This is a genomic window from Mesorhizobium sp. J8, assembly GCF_016591715.1.
Classification (GTDB): domain Bacteria; phylum Pseudomonadota; class Alphaproteobacteria; order Rhizobiales; family Rhizobiaceae; genus Mesorhizobium.
On sequence record NZ_AP024109.1, the window covers coordinates 1,600,864 to 1,619,304 of the forward strand.

The following is an 18,441-nucleotide window of genomic DNA, read 5'->3' on the forward strand; positions in this document are numbered from 1 at the left end:
TTGGCCTGACTGTCCTTGTTGACGTCAAAAAAGAGCAGTGCGGAATTGGATCGCCTTGAGGTTATCGCGACTGGTCGTTGTCGCCGTTTTAGCAAAGAGATGAAGCTCCAGATCGTTGCCGAGGGCTATTCGGAGCCGGGATTTTGTGCGGCCACGGCGCGGCGTCATGGCATTTCGCGCTTGCAAATCTACGAATGGCGCCGGCTTGCACGAACGTGGCAATTTGAGCTGTCGGGGCGCGCTGAGGGTTTTGTCTCCGCGGTGATTGTTCCGGAGACGAGGCTGACGAGCAAGCCGGCGTCAGGTAGCGGGCGTGTGGAAGTCGTGATTGCGAAGGCCTCGAAGGCGCGGTGGATCCGATGATGGGCATGCCCGTTCCTCCTTCTTGGCTTAGTCTAAGACGGAAGTTGGCGGGCAATAGGACATCTACTGATCCGCGCTCGCGCGCATCCGGGAAAGTCGCGAGGGGCGGCCATGTAGCACTCAGCCCAGGGTCTATCGGGCGGCTTGCCTGCACCTTCGTACTCCCGGTGCCCCACGTCCCGGATGGGCTCTCACCATAACACTGTTCCAAAACAAGAACCGCAGGGACAAAAGGCACAAAAGACCGCATACCGGATAATGGCCAGGTCGAGGGTATGAACCGCACCATCAAGGATGCCACCGTCAAGAACCCCGCCAGAGCAGGAGAAACATGGATAGGCCGAAAAGGAGATGCGATCAGCTCCGCAATCAGAGAACCTCATCTAGGCGGCCCAACGAGGGCCGCTCTAATTCAGGCAGTGCGCCTCCAAAACCCTTTTTCCATCAACCCTGTGTCTTCCCCATCTGAAAACGCGATGGTACCCTCCAGAACTTTATATTGGTGAACTCAATGCCAAGCGTCGCATACTAGAGAGATAGTCGAACCGAAATGCAACCGTTCGTCAACGCCTCCAAAATAACGAGCAAGTGAAGTGCAGATCAAAGACGTCCTTCTCGTGCCTGGCGCTGGCGCATTTTTCTATGATGACCAGGCTGCCATCAGGGCCGGCGCAATCCAGGACGGCTTCGTATACATCGGAGAACCTGTAACACCCGGGTTCACGTCCATTCGCATTCCAGCATTTTCGCTCAGCATCGGGCTCGTCCTTGGCGACGACACTGTTGTTTGGGGCGACATGATGGGCGTTCAGTATTCTGGCGCTGGCGGACGCGATCCTCTGTTCGACGCCAGCCAGATCTCAGTATTTACATCACGCGTCGTCGTGCCGCGGCTTCTTGATGTCGACGTATCTCGGTTTCGTACTTCTTGCGCAAAGGTTTTTAAGCCTGTCGAACGTCAGCGCTTACCAAGCGCCGTCGAATATGGTGTGAGCCAAGCGCTGCTTCGCGCAGCAGCCCATCTGCAGCGCAAGACAATGGCGGAGATCATATGCACAGAGTTCGATCTGCCGCTGCCGACCTTCCGCATCCCAATTTATTGCCAGAGCGGTGACGCTCGCGAAATCAATGTAGATAAAATGATCATGAAGGGAGTGGATGTACTCCCCCATGGCCTAATCAACTCGCGGCAGAAATTCGGGGTCAACGGCCAGACTTTCATGGAGTTCGTCAGGGGGGTTGCAGCGCGCATACGTGATTTCGGCCGCCCGGGATATCATCCGGTCCTGCATTTCGATGTGTACGGCTGGATCGGCCATGAAATCAGCCTGGAGCCGCAACAAATCGCCGACTTCATCTGCAGGGTTGCCGACAGTGTTCCCGGTTTTACGCTCAACGTCGAGTCGCCGGCAGATTTTGGTTCGACGCAGGCTCAAATTGAGAATTACGCCAAGATCGTATCGATTTTGGACAGCCGGGGTTCCGACGCACGCATTGTGGTGGATGAGAGATGCAATACGCTTGAGGACATTCGACTCTTTGCCGAAGCGAAGGGTGCGCATCTCGTGCAAATCAAGACCCCGGATGTCGGCTCATTAGCAGACACAACACGCGCAGTTCTCGTCTGCAAGGCGAATGGTGTAGGAGCATATGTCGGGGGAAGCTGTACCGAGACAGATCTTTCCGCTCAAGCTTCTGTCCACGTCTCGATGGCAACCCAAGCCGACATGATGCTCGCGAAGCCCGGAATGGGCGTCGACGAGGGATTTTCCATCGTTGGGAACGAACAGAACCGGTTGCTCGCGATCCTGAACCGTCGAGCAACTGAAAATGTTAGGTGAAAAGCGCGGTGTGTCACCAATGCAAAATAGCCTTGAGGGGATCACAGTTATTGCAGTGGAGCAGGCAGTGGCCGCGCCTTATGCGTCCTCTCGCCTTGCGGATGCCGGAGCCCGGGTTATCAAGATCGAGCGGCCGGAAGGGGACTTTGCCCGAAGCTATGACAAGTTGGTTCGAGGGCAGAGCGCTTACTTCGTCTGGCTCAATCGGGGCAAAGAGTCAGTGTGTCTAGACCTGAGGTTGGAGGCGGAACGCAAGGTCCTCGACACGCTCATTGCCGATGCCGACGTCTTTATCCAGAATCTGAAGCCGGGCAGTATCGAAAAATTGGGCTTCGGGTCTGCTGATCTGCGCCGACGGTTTCCGCGGCTGATCGCCTGCGATATCTCGGGTTTCGGGGACAAAGGGCCCTATTCCCATTTGAAGGCTTATGATCTCATCGTCCAGGCCGAAACCGGTCTATGCGCAATCACCGGCAACCAACAAGGGCCCGCGCGGGTAGGGGTCTCGGTGTGTGACATCTCGGCGGGCATGACAGCGCATAGCGCCATTCTTCAGGCCCTCTATCACCGCGAGGTCACCGGGGAAGGCACCAGAATCCAGGTGTCACTGTTCGATGCCATCGCCGACTGGATGAATGTTCCGGTTCTGCAAAGCGACTACAGCGGCTATCGCACCGTACGCGCCGGCGTGAAACACCCCTCGCTAGTGCCCTATGGCGCTTATCGTTGCGCTGACGGCAAAGAGGTCATCTTTTCGGTTCAAAGTGACCGTGAATGGATAAACTTCTGCGAGAAATTCCTGAAGCAGCCGGAGCTTACACGCGCACCTGGTTTTGCCGATAACATGGAGCGCCTCGGTCACCGAGCACAGCTTGATGAGGTGATTGAGAGGCGCTTCTGTGAACTCTCCTGCAATGAAGCGATGCGGGAGCTCGAGGCCGCCGGCTTGGCATATGGCCGGCTAAACGAAGTGGTGGATGTTTCAAGCCATCCACACGTTCGGAGAGTTAAGGTTCGCACTCCTGAAGGAGTTGTAGACACAATAGCGCCGGCGGCTATCTTCAACGCCGAGCACCCCTCGCTACGCCCGGTCCCGGCTCTTGGGGCTCATACTGAGAGTGTCCGCGAGGAGGTTCTGGGGCGTTTGCGCAAAAGAGCCGCGTCAGCGTGAGAGCGCATCTGAGCTAGGTCGGTGCGCACGCCATTTCCAAAGAGCCGGTGCACCTCGCAACCTTTCAGTACGCCGGCCGCCCGGCAAGGGCACTGGCGCCATCCTCGCCTGAATCGACCGCAGAGGCAACTCCATGATCACGGACACCGTCCCGGCCGTCGAAAGCGCTACGTATGTACCGCGCTGGAGATCCCTGCTCTTCGTTCCCGCCCACATTCCGCGATTTGTGGAAACGGCCCATGAGCGCGGTGCAGATGGCGTCATTCTCGACCTGGAGGATTCCGTTCCTCAGGATCAGAAGGCCGGGGCAAGGCGGCAGCTTCCTGAATCCGCGGCAAAGGTAGCCCGCAAGGGCGCATCTGTTTTGGTGCGCGTAAATCGTAGTCTGCGTGCCTTGGCCGCCGATCTCGATGCCGCCGTGATCGCAGGCGTTGACGCACTTGTTCTTCCGAAGACGGATTCGGGAGAGTGGATATTGGAGATCGCGCATGCGGTTTCAGAACTTGAACGAGAACGAAATCTTCCTCAGGGGCGCATCCGGTTCCTTGCCCAGATCGAGACGCCGGGCGCTTTGCAAAGGCTCGCGGGCATTGCGTCTGCGCATCCCAGGATGGTCGCGATGGCCCTTGGTCCTGAAGACTTTAGTGCCGCAGTTGGCGGCGCCCCGGAATTCGACCTTCTTCTGGCCCCAAACCTTTCCGTTCTTTTTGCTGCTCGTGCGGCCGGGTTGCTCCCGATGGGCTTCGTAGGAAGCATCAGCGAGCTCTCGGACACCAGTAAGCTTCGCGAAGCCGCTGCGCGTGCACGGCGGCTTGGCTTTGCCGGAGCCTTGGCGATCCATCCGACACAGGTGGCCATATTCAACGAGGCTTTCTCGCCAGGCGCTGAGGAGGTCGAGTGGGCTCGCGCTGTTGTTGGAGCGGAGATCGATGCCGCCGCGCGCGGGCTATCGGCATTCTCGTTGAATGGTCGGATGGTTGATCCGCCAGTGGTGCGGCGCGCATATGAAATCCTGAGCCTGACCGGTGACAACTGAACTACCTCCTCTCAACGGTCCGGCTGGGGACGTTCCCTGGTTTCCGCAGCAAGTATTACTTGCGGCCCATCTCGTTTCGAGATAAATGCGAGGGACTGGGGGAAGTTGCCCCTCGGTTGGGTTAAGCCGTGGATATCAGGCAGTTAAAATACTTTGTCGGCGTGGTGGAAGCCGGCAGTTTCACGAAGGCCGCTTCGCTCCTGCATGTCGCTCAAAGCGCGCTTAGCCTCCATGTGCGTCAACTGGAGGAAGGGTTCGGCACTCAATTACTGGTGCGCGACAGGACGGGCATCAGTGTGACGGCCTCCGGAAGCAAACTGCTTGAGCGGGCGCGCACGATCCTCAGGGAAATTCGACTCACCGAGATGGAACTGACCAACACGGTGGCTTCTCCTGCCGGAGAGGTGACCATCGGCATTCCGTCCGGGGCTGCGCGTGTCCTAAGCGGTCCGCTGCTTGAATCGGCAAGAGGCGAGCTGCCGAGGATCTCTCTCAAGATGATCGAGGGCATGACGGGACCATTGGAAGAATGGATGGCTGCGGGCCGCTTCAATTTGGCTGTCCTCTACCGCACTGCCGAAAGCACAGGACGGATGACGGTGTTGGCACGCGAGGAATTTTACCTAGTCGTGCCGCCGGGTGAACCGCCTTTCGAAGACGAGATACCGCTCGCCGACCTGCATGCTTTCCCGCTTGCGGTGCCCATGCGCAACAACAATGTCAGGCGTTCGGTGGCCGATGTGGTTGCGCAGCACGGTTGTGTGCTTGACGTCAGATTCGAAGTCGACTCCCTTTCTACGATCATTGACATGGTCATGGAAGGAAAAGCGTATTCTATCCTTGCCCCGTCGGCCATTCAGAGGGAAGCCTCTCAGGGACAGGTCCGGACAGTCAAAATCATTGATCCAGTGATTACCCGCTCCGTTGTGCTTGCCGTCAACCCCAAAGATGAGCAATCTCCCGCTGTCTCTGCTGTCCGCAAGCTGATAGCCAATGTCACCCGGACATTAATCGAGAGCGGGCAGTGGCCGGCCACTGCTCCGGACCGGGCTTAGCATATCCGTCAAACCGAGTCCCAGTGCGCTTCCACGGCAGGCCCGAGCCGGACATCAATCTCGATTCAAGATGGTTTTGGGCGACATTCCATATTTGACCCGACGTGACCATCGCGATGAGACTGCGAAGAAGTGGGCCCATGGTCGGATATCGGCTGGTCTCGCATTGGCAGAATACTCAAGCGGAGCATGGGATGTCCAACGCCAATAGCTATCAGCTTTTCATCAATGGCAGATGGCGAGCCGGTGGCAGCGGAGCCACTCTGCCGGTCATCAATCCGGCGACGGAGATGGTATTTGCCTCGGTCGCTTCGGCGACGATACCGGATCTGGATGAGGCCCTCGCTTCGGCAGAGCGCGGCCGCAAGGCCTGGTCCTCACGGCCTGCAAAAAATCGTGGCGAGATTCTCGTAACAGCCGCCAAAATTCTGGCAGCGAAGGTTGAAGCGGCGGCTAGGGACCTGTCAGCAGAACAGGGAAAGACGATTGCCGAAGCGACAGGTGAGTACGCGCGCGCTGTCGAAACGCTGGAGTGGAACGGAACGCACACCGAAGAGCTGTCGGCCCCGATTGCGATGGGCCCGAACCGGATGATCGTCCCCGAGGCCCTTGGCGTCGTTGCTGCCTTTACGCCTTGGAACTATCCCGCCGTTCTCATCGCCCGCAAGCTCGCCCCTGCTTTGGCAGCAGGCTGCCCGGTGATCCTCAAAGGGGCTGAAGAGACACCTAGCGCCGCAGTTCACATCGTCGAAGCCTTGCAACAAGCGGGTATTCCGGACGGCGTGGTCAATCTCGTCTTTGGCGTGCCGGTGCAAATATCCCGCCATCTCCTCAGCTCGCCGATCGTGAAGGTCCTAACGTTCACGGGCTCCACCGAGGTTGGAAAACAGCTTGCCAAGCTCGCCGCCAATAACTTGCAGCGATGCATCCTCGAGCTCGGCGGGCACTCCCCGGTCGTCGTCTGCGAGGATGCCGACCTGGCCACGGCCATACCGGCAATTTCGGATTATAAGTTCGAGTGCGCTGGCCAGAGTTGCAATGCGCCCAGCAGGATTCTCGTCGCGCGGCCTCTTTATGGGCAATTCCTGTCCCGGATGACCGAAGTCGCTCGCAAGGTCAAGATCGGCCCACCGGACGATCCGGCGACGGAGATGGGTCCAATGGCAAACGGACGGCGAATCGAGGCTATGGAGCGCCTGGTCCAGGATGCGGTCGAGCGCGGCGCCACCGTCGAAACCGGTGGCACCCGCCTGGGCCAACCGGGTTTTTACTGGCCTCCAACCATCCTGACCGGCGTGCCAAAGGATGCCAGAGTGCTTCATGATGAGCCGTTCGGACCGATCCTCACCGTGGCGCCGTTCGACACGATCGAGGAAGCAATCGAAGAAGCCAACGCCACGGACTATGGCTTGGCCGCCTACTTCTTCACCGGCGCTGACGATATCAAACGGGCGCTGATCGGCGGTCTTTCGGCCGGCGCTCTTAGCGTAAATTATCTCAAAGGCGTGTCTGCGGATGCGCCGTATGGAGGCGTTAAGCAGAGCGGGTATGGATACGAGGGAGGCGAGCAGGGGGTGCGGAGCTTCCAAAGCCTGAAGCTGGTCAACGGGTTCGGTTCATTCGGATGAGATTTCGTGAATAGGACAAGATCGACCATTGCCGGGGAGGATATCGCAAAGAGCGTCGCAGACGCCCTTCAGTACATTTCGTATTACCATCCCACGGACTACATCCGGCACCTTTTGCAGGCGTATGCGCGCGAGCAAAGCCTGGCGGCAAAGAACGCCATCGGACAGATCTTGCTCAACTCTCGCATGGCGGCCTTCGGGCGGCGCCCGATCTGCCAGGACACTGGCCTCGTAGTTGTCTTTGCCAAGGTGGGCATGGACGCCTGCATCAAATCAGCGGCCAGTTTCGCTGACATCGTGAATGAAGGCGTCCGCCGGGCATATCTTGACCCGGACAACCCGCTTAGGCCGTCGATCGTCTCGGATCCGCTTGGCGGGCGGGTGAACACGCAAGACAACACGCCGGCAGTCGTCCACGTCGACCTCGTGCCTGGCAACCGCATTGAGATCACCATCGCGGCAAAAGGCGGCGGATCCGAAAACAAGGCGCGCTTCGCCACCCTGAATCCCGGTGCGTCCGTTGCCGACTGGGTGGTCGACACCGTTTCGACGCTGGGCAGCGGATGGTGCCCACCTGGCCTGATCTCCATCGGAATCGGTGGCAGCGCTGAAAAGGCGATGCTGCTTGCCAAGGAGGTCATGAACGAGCCGATCGACATGTCGGAATTGATATCGAGGGGGCCATCATGTGCGGAGGAGGCACTGCGGATCGAGCTTTATGAAAGAATTAACGCGCTGGGCATTGGGGCTCAGGGCCTAGGCGGCCTGACCACGGTCGTTGACGTTAAGGTTGCGACCTATCCCACTCACGCCGCCTCCAAGCCCGTCGCGCTCATTCCGCAATGCGCGGCCAACCGGCACCTGAAGTTTATCTTGGACGGCACTGGACCCGTAAGTTTTGAGCCGCCTGACCTTTCCGATTGGCCCCAGATCGGTCATGAGGACTTGCACACAACCGGCGTCCGCCGGGTCAATCTCGATGCGCTCACGAAGGAAGAGACGGCATCGTGGCGCTGCGGGGAAACCCTTCTTTTTTCCGGGAAGATGCTGACGGGCCGTGACGCCGCCCACAAGCGAATGGTCGAGCTGATCGATGCCGGCAAGCCGATCCCGGTCGATCTGCAGGGACGCGTGATCTACTACGTCGGACCTGTCCGCGCGGCGAGGGGTGAGGTCGTCGGGCCGGCCGGCCCAACAACCTCCAGCCGTATGGACGGTTTTACTGAAAAGATACTCGCCCAGACTGGGCTATATGCGATGGTCGGCAAAGCCGAAAGGGGACCGGCCGCTATCGAGTCGATCGTCAAACACAGGACGCCCTATCTCATCGCAGTGGGTGGTGCAGCCTATCTGATTTCAAAATCGATCAAGGCGGCGCGGATCGTAGCCTTTGAAGACCTGGGCATGGAAGCCATCCATGAATTCGAGGTCCAAGACATGCCGGTCATCATGGCTGTCGATGTCGAGGGAAACTCCATTCACGAGTCTGGGCCGCTTGAGTGGCGTAAGCGCATGGCGGCCGACAGCATCGCCCGCAGCATCGGCGTTTGAGTTCTTCCGGGGCTGCGCGTTCGCCGAGACTCTCGCGCCGAATTGGCCGCGATGGTGATGCAAACTGCATTCTGGAGTTCAGCTCCTCGGCAAGAGCGGCCTTCAAGTCGCCGCTCGTCGCGAAAATGCCCGGATGTTAAGAGTGGTTCGACAGATGGTCATGCGAATTGATGCCTGGTGCTGTCAGGAGCCAATCAGCCAAGCACCGCCAGTGCCGACAAAAGCCCCATCCATTTACGCCCAGATCGGTGCCGACAGCCGATCCTCGCACTGTGCCTTGTCGCCCGCGCAAGCGAGGGCAATGCCCAACCGTTCTGCACCCCTTCTGATTGGATCCGCGATCAGTCAGATGACGTACATCAACTTCACACTGACGTTGTCGGCCCGGAGACAGAATTCCCGCCAAATTCGCTTGCTTCGATTGATATAAAGTTTCGGCGACCAATCGACAACACTTGAGAGCAACAGATCATGAAGTCGAAGCCTGATCCCTCGCAGCTGTTAGATGCGTGGGATATCCGGATTCTTTCAGAAATCCAGTTGGATGGTCGAATTTCAAAAAGCGAGTTGGCAAAGCGTGTTCACCTTTCGGCGTCGGCCTGTTCGGAGCGCCTCCGCCTACTCCAAGCCGCGGGCATCATTGAGGGATTCTATGCGCGACTGAGTCCAGCCCTCATGGGGGGCACTATCTCTATAATGGTTGAGGTGGTTTTGGACCGCCACCGTCTCGAGGACCAGTGGCACTTCGAGGCTGCGATCCAACAAGTTCCGGAAATCCTGGACTGCTGGGCTATCGGGGGGCGGATCGACTATCTGATGCGCGTTTCATCTCCTTCCATGGCTGCGTATCAGGATTTCATGGAGGGATTGCTGCAGGCAGGCTTGGGTATCAACCAATACTACAGCCTTGTCGTGACGAAGCCAGTGAAGGCCAATTCACCAATTCCGTTGTCCTCCTTCAAGCGGAGATGAGCCTCTGGTTGAATTCGTCGGTAATTAGTCTCGATTCCGCGAATTCATCGGTCAAATACGCACATTTCCGCGAAATTCGATTGGCCGGTGCGCATATAAGGAGCCAGTCGACCGAGTGTTCCGCCACAGTTTTTCGGGCGGAAAGCAACGAAGCGTCTGAGCAGTCTAGTCGGAGAAAAAGTTCTCGCCCAGGATTTAAATCTCAGAAGCACATCATTGCCACGAACCGTTGACCGGCAACCCTGCGACAAGCTCACACAGCGAGAATATGGAGACCGACTATGGCTGGAAGACCCGACGACCCCGGAAAACGACCGCCAGATAATCCCGGAAAAGGACCGCCTCACGAAGTGCCTCCTGGGCCGCCTCACGGTGTTCCGCCGGGTCCGCCTGATCCGCCTGCACCCCCGCCGCGCAAGGTGGGATGAGAGGATGGTTGATCCCGATCCTTCCATGACGACTCCGGCGGGGCCAGTTCCCCGCTGGGAGAAGCGTTATCCGGGGCGGCTCAAATACGAACTCGACGCGCTGCGCGCTGCCGGGATAACGCCTGAGATTGACAAGCCGGCCCTCGCTGCCGGGCGATTGTCTCTCACAGTCGACTGGCCGCTCGATACGGCGACCACCCTTCGGCTGCAGGCTGTCTTTCCCGACGCCTACCCGCACTTTCGCCCCCAGGTTTTTCTGCTCGCCGGCCTTGATCCCCCGCCTGCGCGCCACCGCAGTCCTCGCGAGGGCAATCTCTGCCTGCTCGGCCGCGACACGCGGCAGTGGACACCGGGCTGGTCGCTTTGCACGTTGCTGCAAAAACAGCTCGTCGATGCCGTGCGTGACACCGGTGAGGAAGACCCGCAGGGCGAGCCTGCCGAATACTGGTGGAATAACCTTGGCAGCGATTCCGGATCTTATTGTCTGATCGACAGTGACTGGAATCTCGCCAATGCGTCGCATGGCACCCTGCATCTGCGTTACATCCATGATCAGACGCTCAAAGTGCAGGCCGAAAACGGTACAAGCCGCAGTCCGGCGGTCAGGGCCTATGTCGAAGAGGTTCGCGATGAGGATGGCCAAGTCCTTCACCAATGGGCGGGTCCGCTCCCCGCCGATCTGGCCGACGCAAAGTACCAACTCGAAGTCCCGTGGGTAAGATCAAAAGACACGATCCTGCCCGAACCTCAGCTCGGCGCACAGCTGAAAAAGCTCCGGCAAGAATACTCATGGCTCGAACGTGCCCGGCCGCGAAATTACGGTCCGGGTCTTAAGTTCGATCTCCGCGCGCTTGTCTATCCGAGCGAGCTTGCCTTTAACGAAACGGGCCTCGGCTGGTGCTTCATCATGCTCTTCGGTCATGTCCAAGGCTTTGAGCCGAAGAGGAAAAAAGCCCCCAAACCGCTGCACATCACCGCGTTGCCCGTTTTTCGCGCCGGACCAGGCGACATTGGCTGGCGTGTTCCGGCCGTTGCCTCCCTCAGAGACAAGCGGATCCTTGTCGTCGGCGTTGGCGCCGTCGGCGCACCGGTGGCGATCGAACTGGCCCGCAACGGATGCCGCACGCTTGATCTCGTCGATCATGACGTTATCGAGCCGGGAAACACGATCCGTTGGCCGCTGGGTGCAGCCGTCTGGGGACAGGGCAAGGCATACGCGTTGCAGGCCTTTCTTGGCCGCCAGTATCCGGCAACTGAAGTCCATAGCCATCCGCATTTCATAGGTATTGCGGCGCAGGCTATGAGCGATCCGGGTGACGACGATATCCTCGACACGCTCATCAAGGACGCCGATCTCGTTATCGATGGCAGCGCTTCGCATGGCGTTACAACGCTGCTCGATGAGCGCTGCCGAGGCGTAGGCGTTCCCCTCATAAGCTTGTCCGCTACGCCGACGCTGGACGGCGGCACCGTGGTCCGGCACGTCCGCAAAAGCGGCTGCCCGAACTGCCTTTTGCACGCATGGCACAAGCACGAGATCGAACCTCCGCTAGGACAGGATGCCGGTGATGAGGCCCTGATCCAGCCGGCAGGGTGCGGAGAGCGCACATTCACCGGCGCTGACTATGATCTGCAGGAACTTTCGTTGCAGGCGGTGAGGCTGGCCATCGATACCCTCTCGGTTAAGGCGGCCGAGGGTTCGGTCGTGCAGACACTCAGCTTTGTTGACGACGGACAGGCGCGCTGTCCGCCGCGCTGGCGTGTCGAACCGCTGCCAAAACATCCGGACTGCCGGGGCGGGCATTGATGTTTCCGGATGTCGACGTCTGGCTGCCTGACATCGTGGCTCAGGAATGTGCGATTGAAGCCGACAACAAGTTCCCGTTAGAGACGGGCGGCACTTTCATGGGCTGGTGGTCGAGTCTTGATACGGCCATGATCACCGCCATGATTGGTCCGGGACCTGGCGCGCTTCACGAGCGCTTGCGCTTCCAGCCGGATCAGCAATGGCAACTCGAGCAGATTGCTGCCCACTATGAGTGCTCTGGCCGCCGCGAGACTTACCTCGGCGACTGGCATAGCCACCCCGGCGCTTCGAGCGGCGCCCTTAGTTGGACCGATCGCGGTGTCCTCCGCCGCGTTATCACCACGCCAGAAGCGCGCTGCGCACTGCCACTGATGATGATCCTATGGGGTTCTTCCGGGACATGGCAACTGACAGCGTGGCGAGCGCAAACGGTGCCGCGTGTGATGCTCTGGGACAAGCTGCATCTCGATCCGGTGCAGATAAGGGCTTTTTAGAAGCTACGCATACGCAGGCAGATCTCAGCGGCGGCTTGGCATCCGCTTCGTTCACGCGACGTCTGGCGGGGGACGCGTGGAGCGGTCCGCCCGATGTCTTGTGCTGAAGCAGGTTGAAGTCGTCGAAACGACCGCGCCCGCCGGCGTGGCGCCGTAGCATTGGCTGCTCCTGACCCCCTATGCGGAACCAGCTCCGCCCAAGCCTGGCAGATCGTCTCCTGTACTACGAGCGCGGGCTCGAGCCGTTCTCCCGATCGATAAAGATCCAGGGCTTGAAGAGCAAGAAGGGCAATCAGGACAGATGGAAGCGTCTCTGCCGTGTGAACACCAGGGTCGTGCCTTGGCAAGCCCACCCAAATCTATACGAAAAATCTAAAGCACGTCCTGAAATCGTAAGTCGATCGTGTGTGAAGAGGGGACCTTTGCTGCCCGATGAGGAGACTGCGGGCGGTCTACTTGAGCATGGTTCCCCTGCCGCGCGACTCTGCGATCCCAAGCCTCCGTAACCCTGCGAATCTGCTTTAAGAGTAGTGGCAATCCTGAATAGCCCAGGGCGTGCGCCACGAGCGTGCGCGTCACCATGCCGCCGAACATGTTCTGGCGAGACGACGAACACATCCGGAAGTTCCGTTTGGCTGCTGGTTGGGGCCTTCGGACAGCGTCTCTCGTAACATAGTGACCCAGGGGAAAGCCGTACCTTCGCAGCCATCCGCCGAGAACAGACGGCGGCGGCCGCAATGATCCCCTTATCCGCCTCAAAGAGAAGGTAAGCTCCAGAACCTTGGTTTTCACTGCGTTCGAGGCCGATTTTCGCGAATTCGTCGGCTAAAGAGGCGCATTCCCGCGAAACTCGAAAGGTGTTTGCGGATATCTTGTTTTCAATTGGCGGCTGGGTGGGTGTCTTCTGCCTGCTGCTGGCGAGGAGAGGAACCATGAGCTTGAGCAATTTGGGGACTGAGGAACTGCGGGAGAAAGATCGAAGCTTCGTCTTTCATCCGTCTACGCACTTGGCCAGTCACAGCCGCGGCGAGACGCCAAACCGGATCATGGCCGGTGCAGAAGGCGTGTACATCTGGGATACTGACGGGCGAAAGAGCCTTGACGGTTTCGGTGGTCTCTATTGCGTCAACATGGGATATGGATGCACGGAGATCGCTGACGCGATTGCCAAGCAAGCCCATGAACTGCCGTTCGCACATGTCTATGCCAGCCAAGGCACTGAGCCCGTTGCCCGTTTGGCGGAGGCCGTTGTTGAATATTTCGGTCAAAATATGCGAAGGGTCTATTTCGGCCTTTCGGGATCAGATGCCAACGAGACCAATATCAAGCTGGTCTGGTACTATAACAACATCCTCGGGCGCCCTGAAAAGAAAAAGATTATCTCTCGAAATCGCGGCTATCACGGTTCCGGGCTGGTAACGGGAAGCCTGACCGGCCTTCCGTTCTTTCACAAATTCTTCGACCTTCCGCTCAATCTGGTGCGTCATACGACAACGCCACACCACTATCGCCAAGCGCGGGACGGCGAGAGCGAAGAAGCCTTCTCCAAGCGCTGCGCCGACGAACTTGAAGCCCTGATCCTTGCCGAGGGGCCAGAGACGGTTGCGGCCTTCATAGGGGAGCCGGTACTCGGAACCGGCGGCATCGTTCCGCCTCCCAAGGGATATTGGGCGGCTATTCAGGCGGTGCTCGACAAATATGACATCTTGCTGATCGCGGATGAGGTCGTCTGCGGATTCGCGCGGACAGGCGAGAAATTCGGATCTCACCTTTACGGCATGCGTCCGGACTTCGTCACGATAGCGAAGGGTGTGAGTTCAGCCTACCTGCCCATCTCCGGTTCGATCATCGGGGATCGCGTCTGGTCGGTCTTGGAAGAAGGAACGGAAAAGCACGGCCCGCTGGGCCATGGCTGGACATATTCTGGGCACACGCTCTGCGCGGCGGCCGCCCTTGCCAACATCCAAGTACTTAAGGAAAGAAACATCCTGGAGCATGTCCGGGATGTCGGCCCGTACTGGCTTTCGCGTATGAAGGCGGAACTGGAGGGACATCCTATTGTCGGCGAAGTTCGCGGTGTCGGAATTCTGTCGGCCGTGGAGTTGATGCGAGATCCCAAAGCGCGCGTGCCGTTCGAGCCCGAACTTCAGGTCGGCGTGCGGGCCGCTGCTGCCCTGCTTGACAATGGTGTCATCGGCCGCGCCATGCCACATGCGGATATCCTAGGATATGCGCCACCTCTCATCATCACCAGGGAGGAGGTGGAGATAATCGTCGACGCGACGGCGAAATCGATCGAAACCACCTACCGGGCACTCAAAGCTGAGGGCGCAATATGATCCTGGCGGTGGCTGTCGGACCGGCAAGACCACGATCACGACAGTAGGCCAATCGGCTCAATAAGATGCCGGCGTCGACTTGGGGCCGACACGTAAGGGTAGGTCGGCGACAAACGTTTTTTCGCAGCTCCGCCGCGGCTGTGCCGATCTCCCTGGATCGCTCCCTTTCCGCGGCGAGCCCTGCCGGTTTCCTCCCGACCGGCAGGGCGCCTCATGCCAGCGTTGCCATGCTGGCGTGTTTGTCTCATTCAATCGACACAACCCCGAAAGGGGGGAGGGTGAAATCTGAATGCAGGAGGTTTTCGAGACATTCCTGGAGCGGCTGACTGAAAGTGTCGATGAGACCGACTTCCGCGAAGCCTTCGCCCGTGCAGCGCAGGAATACGATCTTCTTCAATTTGCCTACCTTTCGTTGCCACCAAAAAACTCCGGTAAGCCAAGGCTCATCTCGAACTATCCGCCCCGCTGGACTGGCCATTATGAGCTAAACCGCTATCACACGATCGATCCGGTCATCCTGCAGGCGCAGTGCGGCGGATGCCCGTTTCTTTGGGGTCTTGAGCCCAGCCAAACCGAATTTCTGAATGCCGAGCGGAAGCTCTTCGCAGAGGCGGCCGAATTCGGCATAAGCTGCGGCTTGACGGTTCCGATCATCGATAAGCGAGGCTGCTTCGCGGCAGTGACTTTCGCCGCGGACGGGCCCAAACCAGCCTTTGTGCGCGTCACAAAGCGCTACCGGCAGATATTGCTGTGCATGGCGAGCTGCTTTCACATTTATGCGCGCCGCAAGCTTTCGAACGATCGGATCGTCAATGGGGTGCAATTGACGGCCCGCGAATTCGAGTGCCTTCAGTGGGCTGCGAAGGGCAAGTCTGCCTGGGCGACAGGCCGCATACTTGGGATCGCACGACGAACCGTCTCCTTTCACCTCGACAATGTCCGCGAAAAGCTCGGAGTGGAAACAACCAGGCAAGCCATCGCGCTGCTGGGCGAATCGGATTCTTCGCGTCACTGATGCGTCGCTGTTAGTAGTGCCGCCGCACAGGCTGTCTTGGCGAGGCTGTACGCCTCCAGCGCTATTCACTAGGCGCCATTCTTCGGTCAGAGGCCTGCTTTCATTTCCGTTCCCGTGACGGCTCGGCGAGGACCGGGCTGGGACTGATTCATCGTCTCATCGTGAAAAATGCCTGCTGTGTCGGCACGGAACATCCGCCCGACAATCGGGTGCACCGGGCATAGCTCTTGGCCGTTGGCTACGCGGACTCTCCCTCGAGAAAGCCGGCCGCCCGCGCCGTTATGCAGCTTCCGAAGAGCCAACCAAACAACATTCTACCTGTGCGACTGCACAGGCTGTTTCGACTTCCGTCTTGGTCTCCAATCGCAGGGTCATTCTTCTCGACGAGGCCCATATGATCCTGCTGCTGATTGCACCCGAACGGTACGACGATTTCGCCGATGACCTGCATGCCATGCACCGTCTGCGGCATCGCGTCTTCAGGGAGCGGCTTGACTGGGACGTGCGGACCACCGGCGGGTATGAGACCGACCGTTTCGATGCGCTCAAGCCCCACTACCTGGTGCTACGCGGCGATGGCATTGACGGCTGCGTTCGCCTGTTGCCGACGACCGGACCGACCATGCTTCGCGACACGTTTCCAGTTCTGCTGGACGGAGAGGCGGCGCCTGAAGATCCTCGCATTTGGGAGAGCAGCCGCTTCGCGCTCGACTTGCCGCCGACCGCACCAAAGCGGGCGAGCGGGATTGCCGTGGGCACTTACATGCTCTTCGCCGGCATGATCGAGTTCGGACTGTCGCGCCGCCTCAGCCGGATTGTCACCGTCACGGATTTGCGCATCGAGCGCATCCTTCGGCGAGCCGACTGGCCTCTGCGACGCCTCGGCGATCCACGCACGATCGGCAACACGCGCGCCGTCGCCGGATATCTCGATGTCTCCGCAACGAGCCTGGACGCCGTGCGGCGCAATGGCGGCCTTACCGGCCCGGTTCTCTGGTCCCCGGTGCTGCACCAGGCTGCTGATGCTTGATGGCCAGCTCAATGCGTGGGAAGCGGGTCGTCAGTTTCGAAGAGCGCAACGCCACTTGGCCGGATTGGTGGGATGAAGCGCCATACGACCACACCGTTGAGCTTACCCGGCGGGGTTGGGCATGGGAATTCTTGCGACGCAATCCGGCATTTCAGCATGATCTCGCTCATGCTCTGAATCATGCCAGCTATACGGGAACACGGCCATCGCTCGCAATAATCGAATCGGGCGTCGATCTGTCGCGCTGGGGGGCGCTGTTTCGCAAGTTCATTGGGACACGACGCGGCCGTCTTCTGGTCGCCGCGTCGTTGCCCACAAGTCCTGCCGGTCATCGCCCATGCGGCACCCACGGGGTCGGCGACGCCGCCATTGATGCCACCACCATGCCATGCGACGCTGCTGATCCTGGCTGAAGGTGCTCAGTACGTCCTGCTCGAACACGCCGGCCGGCATCTGCAACTCGCCGTTTCCGGGGCGAGTGTCCTCCGCCCGGTGCTCATCCACACCGACGCGATCTGGCCGGCCGCCGATTTGCGGCATCGCCTCTGGGCGCTCGAATGCCTAAACGTGCTCAACGCTCATGGTCGATTGCCGAAACGGTTGTTCCGGCCAGAGGCGCGGTGCCGGCGCCTGCGCTTCGTTCTTCGCGCCCTCGACGGTTCGCTCGCTGGAGCCTCCTATCGCGACATTGCCGAGGTGCTGCTCGGTCAGGCGCGCGTCCACGCCGACTGGGCTGATCCTCGGGACCACCTGCGTGACCGCATCCGTCGCGCCGTTCGCCGCGGCAGGGCGCTCATGAACGGCGGCTACATGAGCTTCCTCGTTTAATTAAGTGCTGAATTAGATGAACGTCAGCTGGCAAACAGTTCCTTGTAGCCGGTCGTAATGAACCAGTTCGCCCGGTCGAGGTGGCTTCTAGCCGCGTTTCGGGCGCGTTCCGGTTCGCGCTCGGGATCGATGCCTAGGATCAGCCGTGCCATTTCCTCGTAGCTGTCGTTGTCGGCGGCCGCGTCCAGAAACCGCATGTAGACCGTGAAATTTGCCTCGTCGTAAGCCGTGAGGCTGTCCGACCAGGGAACTTCGTCGACTGTTTCATGCTTCATGGCGCACCTTCGAACATTGTCATCCAGCGAGGCGGGACGCCTTGTCAGAGGCACCTCACAAGCTGCTCTCGAGCGCACATATAGCGAATAGGAACGATCATTCCTAGAACGATAGTTCCTGTTCTGTCCGTATCGCGGCATGGATCTTAAGGAGGTCATGGCGATCAACTTGCGTCGTTTGCGCCATGATCAGGACCTGACGCAGGAAGAGCTGGCAGCTCGCGCCGAGCTTAGTATGCGTTACGTGGGCTCAATCGAACGCGCCCAGGTTTCGGCGAGCGTCAGTGTGCTCGGCCGGCTGGCCACCGCGTTGAACGTCGATCCCTGTGACTTGATCAGACCACGGCAGAACTAGAAGCAATGCTGCTTGCATCCGGCAGATCGATTCAAAGCCGCCCGGTACTCGTGTGCGTCGTTATGGGCGGCAGCGTCCAGTCATGTAGATCGTGGAATTTGCCTGGTGGTACGCTGTCCGACAAGGGAACTTTGTCGACTGGTCTCATGCTTGACGGCGGACCTTTGAACATCGTCATCGAGCGCAAAGCGGGAGCGGCTTTGTCATAAGCGCGCCGAAGGCGCTCCCTCGACCCCGATATGCGAATAGGAAC

General features: G+C 59.3%; 17 protein-coding genes. 16 read left to right on the top strand and 1 reads right to left on the bottom strand.

Annotation, left to right across the window (positions count from 1 at the left end):
- Positions 1-99 precede the first annotated feature (99 nt).
- The 15 genes from MJ8_RS07290 to MJ8_RS07355 all read left to right on the top strand — a co-directional run bounded on the left by MJ8_RS07290 (position 100) and on the right by MJ8_RS07355 (position 17,558).
- Positions 100-363, top strand: coding sequence for a transposase (locus MJ8_RS07290; protein WP_201413751.1), 264 nt, complete (start codon positions 100-102; stop codon positions 361-363).
- 593 nt (positions 364-956) lie between these two features.
- The gene (locus MJ8_RS07295; RefSeq protein WP_201413752.1) at positions 957-2,204 is read left to right on the top strand and encodes a methylaspartate ammonia-lyase; all 1,248 of its coding nucleotides are present in this window, start codon (positions 957-959) and stop codon (positions 2,202-2,204) included.
- A gap of 19 nt (positions 2,205-2,223) precedes the next feature.
- A complete protein-coding gene (locus MJ8_RS07300) occupies positions 2,224-3,375 on the top strand; it encodes a CaiB/BaiF CoA transferase family protein (RefSeq protein ID WP_201415340.1) in 1,152 nt (383 codons plus the stop codon).
- A gap of 133 nt (positions 3,376-3,508) precedes the next feature.
- Positions 3,509-4,411 (top strand): HpcH/HpaI aldolase/citrate lyase family protein, encoded by a 903-nt coding sequence (locus MJ8_RS07305; protein ID WP_225248169.1) that lies wholly within the window; start codon positions 3,509-3,511, stop codon positions 4,409-4,411.
- A gap of 128 nt (positions 4,412-4,539) precedes the next feature.
- Positions 4,540-5,466, top strand: a complete 927-nt coding sequence (locus MJ8_RS07310) for a LysR family transcriptional regulator (RefSeq protein WP_201413753.1) — start codon at positions 4,540-4,542, stop codon at positions 5,464-5,466.
- A 194-nt stretch (positions 5,467-5,660) separates the two neighbouring features.
- Positions 5,661-7,094: an NAD-dependent succinate-semialdehyde dehydrogenase gene (locus MJ8_RS07315; RefSeq protein WP_201413754.1), complete on the top strand. Its 1,434-nt coding sequence runs from the start codon at positions 5,661-5,663 to the stop codon at positions 7,092-7,094.
- A gap of 6 nt (positions 7,095-7,100) precedes the next feature.
- Entirely contained in the window at positions 7,101-8,645 is a 1,545-nt protein-coding gene (locus MJ8_RS07320; RefSeq protein ID WP_201413755.1) for a fumarate hydratase, read from the top strand.
- 471 nt (positions 8,646-9,116) lie between these two features.
- Positions 9,117-9,617: an Lrp/AsnC family transcriptional regulator gene (locus MJ8_RS07325; RefSeq protein ID WP_201413756.1), complete on the top strand. Its 501-nt coding sequence runs from the start codon at positions 9,117-9,119 to the stop codon at positions 9,615-9,617.
- Between the two features lie 432 nt (positions 9,618-10,049).
- On the top strand, positions 10,050-11,852 hold the full coding sequence (locus tag MJ8_RS07330; protein WP_201413757.1) for a ThiF family adenylyltransferase: 1,803 nt from the start codon (positions 10,050-10,052) through the stop codon (positions 11,850-11,852).
- Complete coding sequence (locus tag MJ8_RS07335) at positions 11,852-12,346, top strand: Mov34/MPN/PAD-1 family protein (RefSeq protein WP_201413758.1); 495 nt, start codon at positions 11,852-11,854, stop codon at positions 12,344-12,346. The genes MJ8_RS07330 and MJ8_RS07335 overlap by 1 nt, the downstream gene beginning before the upstream one ends.
- Positions 12,347-13,278: 932 nt before the next feature.
- Positions 13,279-14,685 carry an aminotransferase gene (locus tag MJ8_RS07340; RefSeq protein ID WP_201415342.1) on the top strand — a complete coding sequence of 469 codons (1,407 nt, stop codon included), beginning with the start codon at positions 13,279-13,281 and terminating at the stop codon, positions 14,683-14,685.
- 289 nt (positions 14,686-14,974) lie between these two features.
- Positions 14,975-15,700, top strand: coding sequence for a helix-turn-helix transcriptional regulator (locus tag MJ8_RS07345; RefSeq protein WP_201413759.1), 726 nt, complete (start codon positions 14,975-14,977; stop codon positions 15,698-15,700).
- Positions 15,701-16,097: 397 nt separating this feature from the next.
- Positions 16,098-16,730 (top strand): acyl-homoserine-lactone synthase, encoded by a 633-nt coding sequence (locus MJ8_RS07350; RefSeq protein ID WP_201415343.1) that lies wholly within the window; start codon positions 16,098-16,100, stop codon positions 16,728-16,730.
- Between the two features lie 11 nt (positions 16,731-16,741).
- On the top strand, positions 16,742-17,143 hold the full coding sequence (locus MJ8_RS32755; protein ID WP_225248296.1) for a transcriptional regulator domain-containing protein: 402 nt from the start codon (positions 16,742-16,744) through the stop codon (positions 17,141-17,143).
- Positions 17,103-17,558 (top strand): DNA -binding domain-containing protein, encoded by a 456-nt coding sequence (locus tag MJ8_RS07355; RefSeq protein ID WP_201415344.1) that lies wholly within the window; start codon positions 17,103-17,105, stop codon positions 17,556-17,558. The genes MJ8_RS32755 and MJ8_RS07355 overlap by 41 nt, the downstream gene beginning before the upstream one ends.
- Before the next feature lie 23 nt (positions 17,559-17,581).
- Here the strand turns inward: MJ8_RS07355 and MJ8_RS07360 are convergent, their stop codons facing one another.
- A complete protein-coding gene (locus MJ8_RS07360; RefSeq protein WP_201413760.1) occupies positions 17,582-17,833 on the bottom strand; it encodes a DNA -binding domain-containing protein in 252 nt (83 codons plus the stop codon).
- A gap of 139 nt (positions 17,834-17,972) precedes the next feature.
- On the opposite strand from MJ8_RS07360, the gene MJ8_RS07365 reads away from it, so the two are divergent.
- Entirely contained in the window at positions 17,973-18,188 is a 216-nt protein-coding gene (locus tag MJ8_RS07365) for a helix-turn-helix domain-containing protein (protein WP_201413761.1), read from the top strand.
- Positions 18,189-18,441 lie beyond the last annotated feature (253 nt).